The following is a 14,868-nucleotide window of genomic DNA, read 5'->3' as shown; positions in this document are numbered from 1 at the left end:
AGCTTGCTCGCGATGGTCGTTAACGATAACGCGTGTTTACTGGCAAACGCGGCGCTCTTGAGTCCATCGCGAGCAAGCTCGCTCCTACAGTTAGATGTCGCCACACAGGTAGTCAGCCAAGCGCAGCAGCATCTCATCGCAACCGCTCAACTGCTCCAGCGCAATGAACTCGTCAGGCTTGTGCCCTTGATCCATGCTGCCTGGACCACAGACCACCGTGGGAATGCCAGCCTGATCAAACAGCCCGCCCTCGGTGCCAAACGCGACAGTTCCAAACGCTGAAGAATTGCTCAACAGCGCAAGCAGCCGCGCCGCTTCACTCTCGGGCGGCGTCGCCAATCCGGGATAAGCGCTCAGCGGCCGCAGGCGAATGTCGGTGTCCGCCTGCACCGCGCGCATCTTGGGCAACACATGTTCGCGGGCGAACGCTTGCAACTGGTCCGCCACTGCCTGGGCATCGAAGTCCGGCAACGCCCTGACCTCGAAATCGAACTCACATTCTGCGGGAACGATGTTCAGCGCCCGGCCACCTTTGATCACACCCGTTTGCACCGTAGAAAACGGCGGATCAAAACGCTGATCGTGGTTGTCGGGATGCGCCAGCTGCTCACCGATCACGCCGAGCCGGCCAATCAATTGCGCGGCATACTCGATCGCGTTCACCCCATAAGGCGCATACGCCGAATGGCACGCCGCACCGCGCACTTCGCAACGCATCGCGAGTTTGCCCTTGTGGCCGAGCACAGGTTTGAGCTCTGTCGGTTCGCCGATCAGACAAAGTCGCGGTTTGAATGGCCGCTTCTCCAGCTCGGCCAGCATCGGCCTGACACCCAGGCAACCCACTTCTTCATCATAGGAAAAGGCCAGGTGCACCGGCGTCAGAAGCGGACGCTGCACGAAGGTCGGGACCGCCGCGAGGACCGAGGCGATGAAGCCTTTCATGTCTGCGGTGCCACGCCCGTACAGGCGCCCATCCTTTTCAGTCAGCCGGAACGGATCGACCGTCCACGCCTGTCCGTCAACCGGCACCACATCGGTGTGACCGGAGAGCACCACGCCACCCGACGCAAGCGGGCCGATGGTCGCGAACAGATTCGCCTTGGTGCCTTCTTCGTTGAAGAAGAGCTCACTTTGAACCCCGTGTTCGGCCAGATAGGCCTCGATGAAACGAATCAACTCGAGGTTGGAATCGCGGCTGACAGTGGCAAAGCCAATCAGGCGCTCCAGCAGCTCGCGACTGGATGCATCACTCATCCCCAGGCACCCCGTAGCTCGGCGCCGTCGTCGGGTTGAGCGCGCGAGTCAGGTAGTCCTGCATTTGTGGTCGATAGGCTTGCCAGAGGCCATCAAGCTGCCCGATGGGGTCTTCCTCGGCCCAGTCCACCCGCAAGTCGATGATCGGCCAGGTGTGGTCACCCACCACTTTCAGCGCGGCGGAATGCACCGGCCCCGCTTCGCCACCGGCCGTCATGGCTGCGTGCATGGCCGCCAGCAAACGGTCCGCCAACTGCCCCGGCTCGGCCTCGAACGCCGCGACCATGGCCTCGATGACCCGCACATCGCTCAGCAGGTTACCCGCCGCGACACATTGCTCGCCTTTCACGGCGTTATGCACGCCCAACGACTCTTTACCGCTGAACAGCGCAATCCCGCCTGACGCATCGATCACCGTGACCTGTCGGTACTGGCTCCAGCCATTGGACGTGAGTGCCTTGTCCAGTGCCGCGTCAGGCTCCAGATGCTGGTGCTCCAGCAGGTCCAGGATCTGCGGCCCCAACGCTGGCAGCGTAATGTTCTGCGTAGAAACCGCACCCACACCCGCCCGCGCCCAAGGGCAGCGAGCGCCGACCGCAATGCTGGAAGAACTGATGGCAATACCGAGCTGCCCGGTTTCAGGGCAGCGTCCGATAATCGAGAACGTCATGACTCACTCCTTAAAATTCCAATGCACGCGCAACTGCATTCTGTGCATGCACTGGAATCGGAGAAAGCAGGTTTTTTGTGGCTTTGGGGAAGGAAAAAACTGGTCAGCCCCGCAGGCTTACCCGGGTGGATCAATCTGATCCAGCACCCGATTCGCCGTAATCTCCGCCAGCATCACGCTGTTGGAAATACCGAGCAGGGCATTGCGCGATCCGCCGTCGAGGTGATCGACCAATTGATGGACCATTACATCGACCGAGGCCAGTGTTTCGACCAGATACACCACAAGGGTTTCGGTTGTGGCCTCTGGGTCGACGGTAAACAGGTTGTTGGGTGTGCGCGGCGTGGCTTTGATGTCGGCCGTCGAGGGGAAGTGGACGTTGAGGGCGCGTTCGGTGGCCTCGTTGAGTTTTTTGGAATCGGGTTCGTATGGGGAAGCGGGATCGGTGTCCGGCGGATTAGGTGTAGGTTTGAACATGGGCAGTTGACCTCTAAGTGGGGCCGTGACCATCTCGCGACTAAACGAAAGGGAGGCGGCTGTGCGCAAGTTAGTCGACCGGTAAGCCACCCAAACCCGGCGCGCCCGAGGGCGCCATGCGCACAACCACCATCAAGTACAGGCGAACACCTGACTGGATGACACTTGTGCAACCGCGGATGGATAGCCGGGCGACTAAACCCGATCACTGATGAGCAGTGACACGAATCAAGTTACCGATGGCCTCCAAAGCGCACAAGCCGGCGGATTCTGGCGTACACGTAGGCAACGGCGCAAGGTCTTGTAGCTTGCAGGAAGTATCCTTAAACGCCTTTAAACACACGCCCTCCAGCGGTAAAACCTGTAGGAGCGAGCTTGCTCGCGAAAGGCTCAAGGACGCCGCTGGGCATCTGGTTTTACGCGTTATCGTTCACGACCTTCGCGAGCAAGCTCGCTCCTACAGGGGGTGCGCGGGTTTACTTGCGCGGTTTGATCCGCGCTTGACCACTTGCCGGCCTCCGGCGATGCGCGGGGTTTCAGTCAGGCCGAACAACTCCTGCAAACGCACCGTCAGAATCGGCGCCTGATCACTGGACGACAGGCACAAAAAAACCGCCTTTGGGGGCGGTTTTTTTGAACATGTTACTTTCACAGGAGACGGTTTTAGCCGTGTCGCCGAGGTGGAGTCCTGCACTCTTAGCTCGACCATGTGGAGTAATCTTAGGGAAGTCGTGGCACAGGTGTCAACCTGAATCGGTTGACAAAACCTTGCCTTACGCTTCTGCCATCACTCCTGCGTCCAGCTCCCGCTGGATATCGAGATCTTGGTCAAAGTCCAGCTCCCACTCCGACGCCCACCGTTTTGCCATGTTCTCGACTGTTTTCAGCGCTTCCAGTGCAGCACGAGATCTCTCGAGCTCTCGATTGAGACGTTCAACATCCTGTTGGAGCTGATCGGCCTTGATTTTTTCCTGCAGGAACTGGTTGTGAGGCACATGGTTAGTGACGCCCACCGCGTGCATCAGTGCTGCTTTGAGAAGCTTTTCCTCGCCTCTCGAAAGCTTGACTGTGTAACGCACGTTCCGCGTAGGGATACTCGTGCCGAAGCTCACAGGCGGCAACAGACGCTGGATCGACACAGCCTCCGTCCTGCCACACAACACGTAGCTGGACTTACCGCTAAATTTATAGCGCGGCATCCGATCCAAAGTGGCCTGTGATATTTGGAAGATCGATTTGTCACCTGGCGGCGGAGCGACGGATGTCACGGGAGCAACCTGAACCAGATTGCTCGACACCACTTTCACTACGACAGCCAATCGACGCTTGTACATCTCTCCGGCCAGGAGGGTATCGCTGTATCGCTTGTTGGTCTTCGTGCTCGCATCCGTCCGACCCGTGTGCTGAACGAAGCCGTAATAGACCTCGACCAAAGTGCCAGGCCACAACAGCCTATTCAACGTCTGGTTCTTGTCCTTCTTCAGCGTCTGGTAGAGGAACACCTCGTTGGAAACATCGACAGACTTGAGGAAGATCGTGAAAACAGCCGGCTCGGAGCCAGTAGCCGGCGTACTGGCAACCGACACCAGTTCCCAGCGGTGGCATGGGGAGGTTGAGAAGCACTTGGTGACGAAGACTGGAGGCGGCGTCTTCCCTGTCTTCGCCGTGGGTAGGCCAGGGATGAGTGCCTCACGAATACCTTCGTAGGATTCACTTCCAAGCAGTCTGGAAACCTCATTCCCTGACGCCTGATCGATCACGGTCTCGAAGTACCGAACAATGATCGTCTGCATTAAACATCCCGTAGCTGTATGTCTATGGCGTGCCCGGATCCAAGCCACAGTTACCAGGCTGCAGAAGAGGGGCCCCTGTCCGCCACCAACGGCGGAGCGGTGCCATCATATTCCACTTTTCGCGATAGAGTGACTGCCGCACAATCCTGAAAAAAATCAGGTCTTTCTTGGCTTGGCCCGCGCCGTGGCCTCGGCAACTAGAGGGTCATCTGGCCAGTAGTGCTTGGGGTATCTCCCTTTGAGATCCTTCTTCACCTCCGCATAGGTACTCCGCCAGAAATTGGCCAGATCCTGAGTGACCTGCACTGGCCTCCGAGCTGGTGACAAGAGATGTAACGTGAGCAACTGCTTGCCTTGAGCAATACGAGGTGTTTCAGACAGGCCAAACAGCTCTTGAAGCCTCACTGCGAGAACAGGAGGGTACTGCGAATAGTCGACACGAATGCTCGAACCGGACGGCACCTGAATCGTCTGCGGTGCTTGGGCTTCCAATTCCTGCGGAAGCGGCCAAGGGAGCAGATTCCTGACTATCGAAGACAGATCCAACTGGCTGAAGTGACTGAGCCTGGTGACCTTGCCCAAGTAAGGCGAGAGCCATTCCTCAAGGGTTGCCAGCAGGTTTGCATCGCTCAGATCAGGCCATTTACTGCAGGTCTCGCTATTCTGGATCTCCTGCTGACGAAGCAGCTCCACCCGCGCTTGCCACTGCCGCAGCTCCGGCGTCCACGGCAACAGCTCCAGGCCTTTGCGTCGCACCAGATTCACCAGCGCCTGACTGCGAGCGGTTTCATCGAGACCGGTCAGTGGTTCGCGACTGAGGATCAGCTCGCCGACCTTGCGTTGTCGCTCGGCGCGCAACACGCCTTCGCGCTCGTCCCAATCAAGCTGATCGACGCAACGCACCTGCTCGGCCAGCACCGAATCGAACAACGCCGGATCGAAATCCGCCGCCAGATAAATCCGCTCCTCACGCTGGCCCTGGCGACTGCCGAGATCGGCGATCACCAGCCAGGGTTGTTTCATCAGGCTGTCTGCTTCAGCGAACAACGCGGCGCGACCGTTGGCCAAGCGATACTCGGCACCGCCAGCACGACGCTGTTGAGCGACGCGGTCGGGATAGGCCAGCGCCAGCAACGCGCCGAGCCAGCGCGGATGATCCGGATCGCTGACCGGCTGCGCGGCCTTGCCCCGCAGGTAACCGCGATACTGCCGCGCCAGTTGCCGGGCCCGTTGCACCCCGCCCTGGGCGCCGCGTGCGGCGCGTTCTTCACCGGACAACAGCGCCAACCGGCTGTGCAGATCCGCCCCGGCGCCGCGCAAGATATCCCGCTCGCCGAGCAGCGCCGCGACATCGCACGCCATGTCCGCCAGGCCGAGTGCCTGACCGCGCAACAGCAAATGCGCGATGCGCGGATGCGCCGGCAGTTCGGCCATGGCCTGGCCGTGACGGGTCAGCGCTTCACCGTCCAGGGCGCCCAGGCGCTCAAGCAAATCCTGAGCCTGTGCATAAGCGGCGGCCGGCGGCACATCGAGCCACACCAGTTGCCCCGGTGCCACGCCCCAACGACCCAGTTGCAAGGCCAGGCCGGCGAGGTCCGCCGAGAGAATTTCCGCACTGGCATAGGCCGCCAGTTGTTCATGCTGATCCTGCGACCACAACCGATAACACACCCCCGGCTCCAGCCGCCCTGCCCGGCCCGCGCGTTGCGTGGCACTGGCCCGGGAAATGCGCTGGGTGTCGAGCCGGGTCATGCCGCTGCCGGGATCGAAACGCGGCACTCGCGCCAACCCGGCATCGATCACCACGCGCACGCCGTCGATGGTCAGGCTGGTCTCGGCGATGTTGGTCGCCAGCACCACTTTGCGTTTGCCTGCCGGGGCTGGATCGATTGCTGCACGTTGGGCCGCCAGGTCCAGTTCACCGTGCAAGGGGCAGAGCAACACCTGCGTGCTTTCACCCAGCGCATCGGCCAGTTGTTGGTGCACCCTACGGATTTCCGCCTGGCCCGGCAGAAACACCAGCACACTGCCGGTTTCATCGTTCAAGGCGTCGAGAATGGTCTGCACCAGGCGCGGTTCGATGAACTCGCCCGGCTGGAATGGCCGGCCCCAGCGCATCGCCACCGGGTACATGCGGCCTTCGCTGCGCAGGATCGGCGCGTCGTCGAGCAGCCCGGCCAGGCGTTCGCCTTCCAGGGTGGCCGACATCAAGAGGATCTTCAGCGGCTGATCGTCGCGAAACAATTCCCGGCCATTCAGGCTCAGGGCCAACGCCAGGTCGGCGTCGAGGCTGCGTTCGTGAAATTCATCGAAGATCAGCAGGCCCACACCATCCAGCGCCGGGTCGTCCTGCAAACGGCGGGTCAGAATGCCTTCGGTGACCACTTCAATCCGGGTGTTGGGGCCGACTTTGCTGTCGAGACGAATGCGATAACCCACCGTTTCGCCAACCTTTTCGCCCAGCTCACTGGCCAAGCGCTCCGCCGCCGCCCGCGCGGCCAACCGGCGCGGTTCGAGCATCAGGATGGTCTGCCCGGCCAGCCAGGGCTCGTTGAGCAAGGCCAAAGGCACGCGGGTGGTCTTACCGGCACCGGGCGGTGCTTCGAGCACGGCTTCGTGGCGTGTAGCCAAGGCTTCACGCAGGGCGGGTAGAACTTCATCGATCGGCAAAGAAATCATGCTGGCTCCCAAACAGAGGCGCGAGTATAACGGCGAACTGCCTGGCGTTCGTCGCGGTCCTAATTCATATCGACGACGCTTCGTTTCCCAGATGACTCAGGAGATTTCATATGCGTGCTCCCTTTCGCTTGATTGGCGGTGTACTGATCGCGACGTTGCTGACCCAGGTCACCGCCTGCGGTTCGATTTTCTACCCTGACCGTCGTGGCCAGATCGACGGCAAGATCGACCCGGCCATTGCCGCGCTGGACGCCGTGGGCCTGTTGTTCTACATCATCCCCGGCCTGATCGCCTTTGCCGTGGACTTCGCCACCGGCGCGATTTACTTCGAGCCAGGCAAGACCGCCCAGGTGGCCCCGGAAAAACTCCAGGAAGCCATCGGTGCCGACGGCAAGGTCGATAACCACAAGTTGCAGACTATTCTGGAAACCGAACTGGGCCGCAGCTTCCCGCTGGACGACCCACGCCTGATCCAGCACAAGGGCAGCGCCCAGCAATTGGCGATGTTCGGCCTGCAACCCGCTGCGTAAATTCGCGCATTGAAAGGACACGCCGCCCCTATGATCTCCAGCTCCGAACACGCCCGCCTGCTAAGGCTGGCGACCCGTGCCTCGGTGGCGGTGGCCTGCACGTTGATGGTCGCCAAGGCCATCGCCTGGTGGTTGAGCGGTTCGGTGAGCATGCTCGCGGGGCTGACCGACTCGGCACTTGACGGCATCACTTCGTTGCTCAATCTGCTGGCGGTGCATTACGCCTTGCGCCCCGCCGATGAGGATCATCGATACGGGCATGGCAAGGCCGAGTCGCTGGCGGGGATGGCGCAGGCGCTGTTCATTGGCGGCAGCGCGGTGCTGATTGCCTTGCAGGCCGTCGACCGCTTGAAACATCCGGAACCGGTGGGCGCGCCATGGATCAGCATCGGGGTCATCGTGTTTTCCCTGGCGCTGACCCTGGCACTGCTGATGCTGCAACATCGGGTGGTCAAGGCCACCGGTTCCAACGCGGTGCACGCCGACTCCCTGCATTACCGCTCGGACATGTTGCTCAACGGCAGCATTCTGGTGGCGTTGGTGCTGGCCGGGTTTGGCTGGCATCAGGTCGACCCGTGGTTCGGCCTGGGGATCGCCGCCTACATTCTCTGGAGCGCGATTCAGATCGCCCGGGAAAGTTTTACGGTGCTGATGGATGAAGAACTGCCACCGGATGTCAGCCAGCACATGCTCGAACTGGCCTGCAACGTGCCGGGCGTATTGGGCGCCCATGACTTGCGCACGCGGGTGTCCGGTAACCAGTGGTTTGTGCAATTGCACCTGGAATTGCCGGGCGAGTTGACGCTGTCAGTCGCCCACGGCATCAGCGACCAGGCCGCCGATGCGATTCACGCGGCTTATCCGCGAGCAGAAGTGCTGGTGCACGCTGATCCGCAGGAAGTGGTGCTGGCGGCCACCAGGGCTCAATAAGACACCTGATAACCACGGCTGCCCAGGCAGTTGCCCTGGGCCTGGCGGTAGACTTGCACCACCGACGGGTCCGGCTGGTAGGTGGCCGTTCGCGGATCGAAGCCACTCTGCTGCACGGCGTATTGATAGCACTCGTAACCGTCCTGGTTGACCTGCTCCGGCGACTGACCGTTGGCCGGATACGCCACCACGTCATAACCCTGACTGACCGGTTGCGGTTGCGGTTGCGGCTGCACGGGCGGCTCGACCACCACGTAATCCTGAGTGCTTTGCTGATAGGCGTAATAGGACCCGGCCGCCAGGAACAGCAGCGCACCGCCGACCCACACTTCACGGGCGTAATCGGGCAGGTAGCTGACACGAATCCCGCGCGGCGGTTGCACCACGACATAACGCGGACCCTGCGGGCGATACCAGTAGCCCCCGGAATAGAAATAGTCCCGACCACCGTAGGGTACGCGGTAGTCGCGGTCCGGGAAGCGATCGATCACATGACCGGGGCGATATTGCGGGCCGGGGCCCCAGCCGTTGCCATGTCCGTCGGGGCGGCCTGGCCAGCGACGGTCATCGGGGCGCTGACCGTTATTTTGCCAATGCTGGTTGTTATCGCTTCGCCGCGGAGCATCCTGATAGTAACCGCGCTGCGGTTGCTGGGTCTGGCGCACGGTGTCGGGCCGGCCCTGGATCGGCAGGTCATTGGCCGGTAGTTGCGGTGGTGGTGGTGGCGGCCGCACCGGGCTGTTGTAGTCGGGCGGCTGACGGTTGGATTGATTCTGGCCGTTGTGCTCGAACTGACGACTGTTGTCGCCTCGAATGATGTCGTTGCTTTGCCCGCGCGGCTGATTATTTTGCGGGCGCGGCTGATTATTGCCGCCATGGCCCTGATTGTTTCCCTGATGGCCATCCGAACCCCGTTGCCCGCCGTCGGGACCTCGGTTTTGCGGCTCATCGGCCAGCGATTGTGCGGTGACACTGACACACAGCAAACCAACTCCGGCCAAACGCCAGATACGCGACTTCATGCTTTTCCTCACTGCGGGTCAGGGCCTGTACATGAGACTGGGAAAGCAGCGGCCGGTTCTGCGACAGGTTATCAGTCACGAAACATATTTGCCGGCTGCTGGCTTGCTGGCGACGGGGCCTTGGGGATTTATACCGATCTTGAGGCCGCCTTCGCTGGCAAGCCAGCTCCTACAGGGGGGGCGGGACGGAAGGTAAATCGCACGCAAAAGAAAAGGGAGACCCGTCGGCCTCCCTTTGAGAACTTCGTCCGTGCTCGACGCTTTTGACGTCGGCTCACCTCACGCCGTCTTCTGGACAGTGTGCAGCTCGGGGGCCGGCTCATCCCCTGTGGGGAGTGGCGACCGCAGCTGGCCTGATTGGGCGAGCCGCTGTGGACTGTTTGTCCGAGCAGTGATTCTGGTGATAAGAATAGGCTGAAGGCCGCGACAGAGGATTGCGAAGATTGCTCAAATAAACATGACTTGCGCAATTTTTAACCCTGGATAGATAATCTGCCGCAATTGATATGACAAAGGCCTGATTGATGAGCAAACTCGACCGATACGACCTGAGCATTTTGGCGGAATTGCAGCGCGACGCGCGCATTTCCAACCAGGAGCTGGCCGAACGCATCGGCCTGTCACCCTCGCCTTGCTCGCGCCGGGTCAAGCAACTGGAAGACGACGGCTACATCACCCGCCAGGTGGCGCTGCTGGACCGAAAAATGCTCGGTCTGAGCCTGACGGCTTATGTGCTGATCGGCATGGACCGGCATACGCCGGAGCGTTTCGAGAACTTCGAAGCGGCGATCCGGACATTGCCTCAGGTGCTGGAATGCAGCCTGGTGACGGGGATGGATGCGGACTATCAGCTCAAGGTGGTGGTGCCGGATATGGATCACTATCAGAAACTGCTGCTGGGGCATCTGACCCGGATTGAAGGGGTGACCAGCGTGCGCTCGAGTTTTGTGTTGAATCAGGTGCTCAATAGCACTGAATTGCCTTTGACTCATCTGCGTAGCTGATGACGCCTTCGCGGGCAAGCCTCGCTCCTACGGGGATCTCACCCCTATCCTGTAGGAGCGAGCTTGCTCGCGATGGTCGTCAACGATAACGCTGTGGACCTGACACCCCAAGGCGTTCTCAGGTTTTTCGCGAGCAAGCTCGCTCCTACAGCGAAGGGGCCGGCACAGGCGACGAATAGCTGCGACACACTGCCGCAGGTCAATCCCCCACCCCTCCCCCTTGTCGTATACTCCAGCGCCTTTTAGCCCCGCCCGCACTGGAGATGTCCGATGGATCCTGCAGTATTCGAAGAGTGGATGATGACCGGACTGGTCAGCATCCTGATCATTTTCATGGGTTTTATCGTCTGGGATCTGGCGAAAAAATCCAAGGCCGGGCGCTTTGGCTCGTTCATCCTGTTCTTCGTGCTCGGCCTGGGCGTGGCCGCGTTCGTGATCAAAAGCGTAGTCATCGGCCTGATCGAGTCCGGCTCAATTTAAACGCGCAGGCACTTCTTTCCACTGGCCCTGATCGAGCCCTTCGATCGACCAGTCGCCGATTCTGACCCGCACCAGCCGCAACGTCGGCAAGCCGACCGCCGCGGTCATGCGCCGCACCTGACGGTTGCGGCCCTCGCGAATCACCAGCTCAAGCCAGCTGGTGGGCACGCTCTTGCGAAAACGCACCGGCGGATTGCGCGGCCACAATGTCGGCTCTTCCAGCTGCCGCGCTTCGGCGGGCAAGGTCATGCCGTCGTTCAACTCGACGCCATCGCGCAAACGCTGCAATTGCCCGGGGCTCGGCTCGCCTTCCACCTGCACCCAATACGTCTTGGCCAGTTTGTGTTTCGGGTCGGCGATCCGCGCCTGCAGTTGTCCGTCGTTGGTCAATAACAACAAGCCTTCGCTGTCGCGGTCCAGCCGTCCCGCCGGGTAAATCCCGGGGATATCGATGAAATCCTTGAGCGTCGCCCGCCCCTCGCCGTCGCTGAACTGCGTCAGCACATCGAAGGGTTTGTTGAACAGAATCAGCTTCGGTTCGGCCGGCGGCGCTTTGGCGACACGGCGCGGGGCTGATGGCGGGTTATTCGCGCCAGGGCGGTGAGAGACAGGACGTGGAGGACGAGACATGGGCAAGGGAACATCTAACGATCAGGGCTGCTAATGCTAGTGCCCTGACCGCCAAATGACCATGACCACGCGCTATCAGCGGAACGGCGGCTCGTCGAAGCTGCGCAGTTTGCGCGAGTGCAGCGAGTTGAGTTCGGTGCGCAACAGATCCACCGCCTCGATGCCGATTTTCAAGTGCTGGCTGACCGCTCGCTCATAAAAGGCGTTGGCCGAGCCCGGCAGTTTGATTTCACTGTGCAGGGGTTTGTCGGACACGCAGAGCAACGTGCCGTACGGCACCCGCAAGCGATAACCCTGGGCGGCAATGGTGCCACTTTCCATGTCCACCGCCACCGCACGGGACAGGTTGATCAACGGTCGTTCCTGGGCCCAGCGCAATTCCCAGTTCCGGTCGTCATAGGTCAGGACGGTGCCGGTGCGCAGGCGTTTCTTCAGCTCGTCGCCCTTCTCGCCGGTGATGTTCGCCGCGGCTTGCTGCAAGGCCATCTGCACTTCGGCGAGGGCCGGGATGGGAATGTTCGGCGGCACCACACGGTCGAGAATCCCGTCGCGGCGCATGTAAGCGTGGGCCAGCACATAGTCGCCAATGGTCTGGGACTGACGCAAGCCGCCGCAGTGACCGATCATCAGCCAGCAATGCGGGCGCAATACGGCCAGGTGGTCGGTGATGTTCTTGGCGTTGGACGGGCCGACGCCGATGTTCACCAGGGTCACGCCGTGGCCATCGGTGGCGATCAGGTGATAGGCCGGCATCTGGTAACGGTGCCAGACCACACCCGCGGCAATCGCCGAGGCTTCGCCGTGGTCCATGCTCTTTTCGATGATCACGTTGCCAGGCAAGACCATGCGCACGAAACGTGGATCACTGCGCAGTTGCTCCAGGCCATGGACGATGAACTGGTCGACGTAGCGGTGGTAGTTGGTCAGCAGAATCCACGGCTGCACATGACGCCAGTCGCTGCCGGTGTAATGCACCAGGCGCCGCAGGGAGAAATCCACCCGCGCGGCATCGAACAGCGCCAGCGGCAGCGGGTCGGTGTTTTCCCAATCGTACAGGCCATCGGCAATGCCATCGGTCGCGGCCGACAGGTCGGTACTGGGGAAGACTCGCGCCAGCACGGCGGCGGTGACGCCGGAGCCGGCCAACTCATCACCCTGCTCGACCACGTAGGGATAAGGAATGTTCTGCTGGCTGACGCCCACTTCCACGGTCACGGTGAAGTCGTGCATCAGCGGAACGAGTTGTTCCAGCAGGTATTTGCGGAAAGCGGCCGGGTGGGTGACGGTGACGCTGTAGGTTCCGGGCAGCTGAACCTTGGCATACGCGCGCGTGGTCTGCGGGACTTCGCCCTGGCAGTGATAGGTCAGACGCAGTTCGGGATAACGAAACATTGCACGCTGTTCGGCGTCCGGTTCGACTCGATCCTTGAGGTAACGCTTGAGCGCCTGGGTCAGCGCAGTGGTTGCACGATTGTGCAAGAGCGCAAGCCGGTCCACGGCTTGCTCGGCGGTTTGAACGACAATAAAAGCTTCGGTCACGATCAGCATCCTGTGTTCTGACTTGCAGAGCTTCATCTTGCCTGCAACATCGCTTCACGGGAACAGTGGCATGCTGATTCACAAGTACTGGGTACACCAAAGATCAAATGTGGGAGCGGGCTTGCTCGCTCCCACATTAGCCAGGTGTCGCTCACGATGTCGTGGTCAGAAGCCTTGCGGAGTCGAGCGGGCAACAATCGCCTCGACATCCAGGCCGCGAGGCAACGCACCGTAAACCCGCCCACCACCATTCAGGCGGCTGGCGATGAAGGCGTCGCTGACCGCTGCATTACCCGCCTCCAGCAACAGCCTGGCCTGAAGCCCCAACGCGATGTCTTCGGTCAACTGCCGGGCGCGGTACTGAATGTCGTCGGTGTCCTTGAACGCCACCTGCAATTGACTGATGTGCGCCGCCAGGCGCTTGTCGCCATGACCATCGCCCAATTCGCTGAACAACACATCAAGCACACCCGGCTCCTTGGACAACGCGCGCAGCACGTCGAGGCATTGCACGTTGCCGGAACCTTCCCACGTCGAGTTGACCGGCGCCTCACGGTACAGCCGCGGCAGGATGCTGTCTTCGACATAGCCGGCGCCGCCCATGCATTCGGCGGCTTCGTTGATCATCGCGGGCGCGCGCTTGCAGATCCAGTACTTGCCCACCGCCGTGACCAGCCGGGCGAATTTCGCTTCGTGGCTGTCATCCAGATGATCCAGCGCCCGGCCCATGCGCAGGCTCAAGGCCAGGGCCGCCTCGCTTTCCAGTGCCAGGTCGGCCAATACGTTTTGCATCAAGGGTTGTTCGCTGAGCAGCTTGCCACCGACCCGGCGATGAGCGCAGTGATGGCTGGCCTGGGTCAACGCCTGGCGCATCAAGGCGCTGGAACCGACCATGCAATCGAAACGGGTCATGGCGACCATTTCGATGATGGTGGGCACCCCTCGGCCTTCTTCGCCCACCATCCAGGCCAGGGCGCCACGGAACTCCACTTCGCTGGAGGCATTGGAGCCATTGCCCAGTTTGTTCTTCAGACGCTGGATATAGAACTGGTTGCGCGTGTCGTCCGGACGATGGCGCGGCAGCAGGAAACAGGTCAAACCCTTGTCAGTCTGGGCGAGCGTCAGGAAGGCATCGCACATCGGTGCCGAACAGAACCACTTGTGGCCCACCAGTTCATAGGCCTGGCCAGGGCCGCTGGCGCCGACCGGATAGGCTTTGGTGGTATTGGCCCGCACATCGGTGCCGCCCTGCTTCTCGGTCATGGCCATACCAATGGTGACACCGGCCTTGTGGGCCATGCCGACGTTGCGCGGGTCGTATTCGGTGGCGAGGATTTTCGGCAGCCACAGCTGCGCCAGATCCGGCTGCAGGCGCATCGCCGGGACACTGGCAAACGTCATGGTCAACGGGCAGCCACTGCCGGCTTCGGCCTGGCTGTGCAGATACGTCATCGAGGCGCGGGCGACGTGGGCGCCGGGCTGCGGATGCGCCCAGGGCAATGAGGTCAAGCCGTGCTCGACCGCCGTGCGCATCAGCTGGTGATACGCCGGGTGAAATTCCACCAGGTCGACGCGATGCCCGTAACGGTCGTGACTGCTGAACACCGGTTTGTACTGATTGGCCAGAAAACCCGCTTCCATCAGCGGTCCGCCGGCCAGTGCGCCGTAGGCGTCGATCCGCGACTCGGCCCAACCGGCGCCAAAACGCCGCGACCACTCCTGCAGAGGCAGGTCGATGCGATACAGGTTGGTGCCGTCCAGCGAGGGTGGCTGGTTGGTGACTTCGTGGGTTTCGGCGAACTGATGCAGGTTCATGACGGGGCTCCATTGGTCAGCCAAGGGATTTTCAGTTAAGCACCG

13 protein-coding genes and 2 pseudogenes are annotated in these 14,868 nt (G+C 61.3%); 5 read left to right on the top strand and 10 right to left on the bottom strand.

Annotated elements, in window-relative coordinates:
- Positions 1 to 90: 90 nt before the first annotated feature.
- The 6 genes and pseudogenes from argE to hrpB all read right to left on the bottom strand — a co-directional run bounded on the left by argE (position 91) and on the right by hrpB (position 6,873).
- Positions 91 to 1,254, bottom strand: coding sequence for an acetylornithine deacetylase (gene argE, locus BZ163_RS32865; RefSeq protein ID WP_128874417.1), 1,164 nt, complete (start codon positions 1,252 to 1,254; stop codon positions 91 to 93).
- Positions 1,247 to 1,924 (bottom strand): DUF1028 domain-containing protein, encoded by a 678-nt coding sequence (locus BZ163_RS32860; protein ID WP_128874416.1) that lies wholly within the window; start codon positions 1,922 to 1,924, stop codon positions 1,247 to 1,249. The genes argE and BZ163_RS32860 overlap by 8 nt, the downstream gene beginning before the upstream one ends.
- A 117-nt stretch (positions 1,925 to 2,041) precedes the next feature.
- Positions 2,042 to 2,401 carry a DUF6124 family protein gene (locus tag BZ163_RS32855; RefSeq protein WP_128874415.1) on the bottom strand — a complete coding sequence of 120 codons (360 nt, stop codon included), beginning with the start codon at positions 2,399 to 2,401 and terminating at the stop codon, positions 2,042 to 2,044.
- A gap of 499 nt (positions 2,402 to 2,900) precedes the next feature.
- Positions 2,901 to 2,996: pseudogene (locus BZ163_RS36635) on the bottom strand (ATP-dependent helicase C-terminal domain-containing protein); the annotation flags it as partial.
- A gap of 178 nt (positions 2,997 to 3,174) precedes the next feature.
- Positions 3,175 to 4,194 carry a hypothetical protein gene (locus tag BZ163_RS32845; protein WP_168187435.1) on the bottom strand — a complete coding sequence of 340 codons (1,020 nt, stop codon included), beginning with the start codon at positions 4,192 to 4,194 and terminating at the stop codon, positions 3,175 to 3,177.
- A 156-nt stretch (positions 4,195 to 4,350) separates the two neighbouring features.
- A complete protein-coding gene (hrpB, locus tag BZ163_RS32840) occupies positions 4,351 to 6,873 on the bottom strand; it encodes an ATP-dependent helicase HrpB (protein WP_128874413.1) in 2,523 nt (840 codons plus the stop codon).
- 110 nt (positions 6,874 to 6,983) lie between these two features.
- On the opposite strand from hrpB, the gene BZ163_RS32835 reads away from it, so the two are divergent.
- Together BZ163_RS32835 and BZ163_RS32830 are read left to right on the top strand one after the other, a co-directional pair.
- Positions 6,984 to 7,403 (top strand): hypothetical protein, encoded by a 420-nt coding sequence (locus tag BZ163_RS32835; RefSeq protein WP_064675741.1) that lies wholly within the window; start codon positions 6,984 to 6,986, stop codon positions 7,401 to 7,403.
- A 30-nt stretch (positions 7,404 to 7,433) separates the two neighbouring features.
- The gene (locus BZ163_RS32830; protein ID WP_128874412.1) at positions 7,434 to 8,333 is read left to right on the top strand and encodes a cation diffusion facilitator family transporter; all 900 of its coding nucleotides are present in this window, start codon (positions 7,434 to 7,436) and stop codon (positions 8,331 to 8,333) included.
- Here BZ163_RS32830 and BZ163_RS32825 read toward each other — a convergent pair.
- Complete coding sequence (locus BZ163_RS32825; protein ID WP_128874411.1) at positions 8,327 to 9,355, bottom strand: DUF6515 family protein; 1,029 nt, start codon at positions 9,353 to 9,355, stop codon at positions 8,327 to 8,329. The two genes, BZ163_RS32830 and BZ163_RS32825, sit on opposite strands and share 7 nt — an antisense overlap.
- A 524-nt stretch (positions 9,356 to 9,879) precedes the next feature.
- On the opposite strand from BZ163_RS32825, the gene BZ163_RS32820 reads away from it, so the two are divergent.
- The 3 genes and pseudogenes from BZ163_RS32820 to BZ163_RS32810 all read left to right on the top strand — a co-directional run bounded on the left by BZ163_RS32820 (position 9,880) and on the right by BZ163_RS32810 (position 10,839).
- Positions 9,880 to 10,359, top strand: coding sequence for an Lrp/AsnC family transcriptional regulator (locus BZ163_RS32820; protein WP_007894448.1), 480 nt, complete (start codon positions 9,880 to 9,882; stop codon positions 10,357 to 10,359).
- A 72-nt stretch (positions 10,360 to 10,431) separates the two neighbouring features.
- Positions 10,432 to 10,509, top strand: a pseudogene (locus tag BZ163_RS36200) (outer membrane lipoprotein carrier protein LolA); the annotation flags it as partial.
- A 120-nt stretch (positions 10,510 to 10,629) separates the two neighbouring features.
- Positions 10,630 to 10,839 (top strand): DUF2788 domain-containing protein, encoded by a 210-nt coding sequence (locus tag BZ163_RS32810; RefSeq protein ID WP_064675738.1) that lies wholly within the window; start codon positions 10,630 to 10,632, stop codon positions 10,837 to 10,839.
- Here the strand turns inward: BZ163_RS32810 and BZ163_RS32805 are convergent.
- The 3 genes from BZ163_RS32805 to BZ163_RS32795 form a co-directional block, all read right to left on the bottom strand.
- Complete coding sequence (locus tag BZ163_RS32805) at positions 10,831 to 11,469, bottom strand: pseudouridine synthase (RefSeq protein WP_128874409.1); 639 nt, start codon at positions 11,467 to 11,469, stop codon at positions 10,831 to 10,833. The two genes, BZ163_RS32810 and BZ163_RS32805, sit on opposite strands and share 9 nt — an antisense overlap.
- Before the next feature lie 75 nt (positions 11,470 to 11,544).
- Positions 11,545 to 13,044 carry an AMP nucleosidase gene (amn, locus tag BZ163_RS32800; protein ID WP_178084674.1) on the bottom strand — a complete coding sequence of 500 codons (1,500 nt, stop codon included), beginning with the start codon at positions 13,042 to 13,044 and terminating at the stop codon, positions 11,545 to 11,547.
- Positions 13,045 to 13,173: 129 nt separating this feature from the next.
- Positions 13,174 to 14,823: an acyl-CoA dehydrogenase family protein gene (locus BZ163_RS32795; RefSeq protein WP_128874407.1), complete on the bottom strand. Its 1,650-nt coding sequence runs from the start codon at positions 14,821 to 14,823 to the stop codon at positions 13,174 to 13,176.
- Between the last annotated feature and the right edge of the window lie 45 nt (positions 14,824 to 14,868).

The sequence above is a fragment of the Pseudomonas sp. VI4.1 genome (genome assembly GCF_002029345.1).
In the GTDB taxonomy this organism is placed as follows: domain Bacteria; phylum Pseudomonadota; class Gammaproteobacteria; order Pseudomonadales; family Pseudomonadaceae; genus Aquipseudomonas.
Note: the sequence above shows the minus strand (reverse complement) of the source record. Positions and strands in the feature narration are given on the sequence as shown.

What these genes read in the sequence shown, in the direction of transcription:
- BZ163_RS32845 (WP_168187435.1), bottom strand. Translation starts at nt 4,194, where the DNA reads ATGCAGACGATCATTGTTCGGTACTTCGAGACCGTGATCGATCAGGCG.
- amn (WP_178084674.1), bottom strand. Translation starts at nt 13,044, where the DNA reads ATGAAGCTCTGCAAGTCAGAACACAGGATGCTGATCGTGACCGAAGCT.
- BZ163_RS32795 (WP_128874407.1), bottom strand. Translation starts at nt 14,823, where the DNA reads ATGAACCTGCATCAGTTCGCCGAAACCCACGAAGTCACCAACCAGCCA.
- BZ163_RS32810 (WP_064675738.1), top strand. Translation starts at nt 10,630, where the DNA reads ATGGATCCTGCAGTATTCGAAGAGTGGATGATGACCGGACTGGTCAGC.
- BZ163_RS32825 (WP_128874411.1), bottom strand. Translation starts at nt 9,355, where the DNA reads ATGAAGTCGCGTATCTGGCGTTTGGCCGGAGTTGGTTTGCTGTGTGTC.
- hrpB (WP_128874413.1), bottom strand. Translation starts at nt 6,873, where the DNA reads ATGATTTCTTTGCCGATCGATGAAGTTCTACCCGCCCTGCGTGAAGCC.
- argE (WP_128874417.1), bottom strand. Translation starts at nt 1,254, where the DNA reads ATGAGTGATGCATCCAGTCGCGAGCTGCTGGAGCGCCTGATTGGCTTT.
- BZ163_RS32830 (WP_128874412.1), top strand. Translation starts at nt 7,434, where the DNA reads ATGATCTCCAGCTCCGAACACGCCCGCCTGCTAAGGCTGGCGACCCGT.
- BZ163_RS32855 (WP_128874415.1), bottom strand. Translation starts at nt 2,401, where the DNA reads ATGTTCAAACCTACACCTAATCCGCCGGACACCGATCCCGCTTCCCCA.
- BZ163_RS32835 (WP_064675741.1), top strand. Translation starts at nt 6,984, where the DNA reads ATGCGTGCTCCCTTTCGCTTGATTGGCGGTGTACTGATCGCGACGTTG.
- BZ163_RS32860 (WP_128874416.1), bottom strand. Translation starts at nt 1,924, where the DNA reads ATGACGTTCTCGATTATCGGACGCTGCCCTGAAACCGGGCAGCTCGGT.
- BZ163_RS32805 (WP_128874409.1), bottom strand. Translation starts at nt 11,469, where the DNA reads ATGTCTCGTCCTCCACGTCCTGTCTCTCACCGCCCTGGCGCGAATAAC.
- BZ163_RS32820 (WP_007894448.1), top strand. Translation starts at nt 9,880, where the DNA reads ATGAGCAAACTCGACCGATACGACCTGAGCATTTTGGCGGAATTGCAG.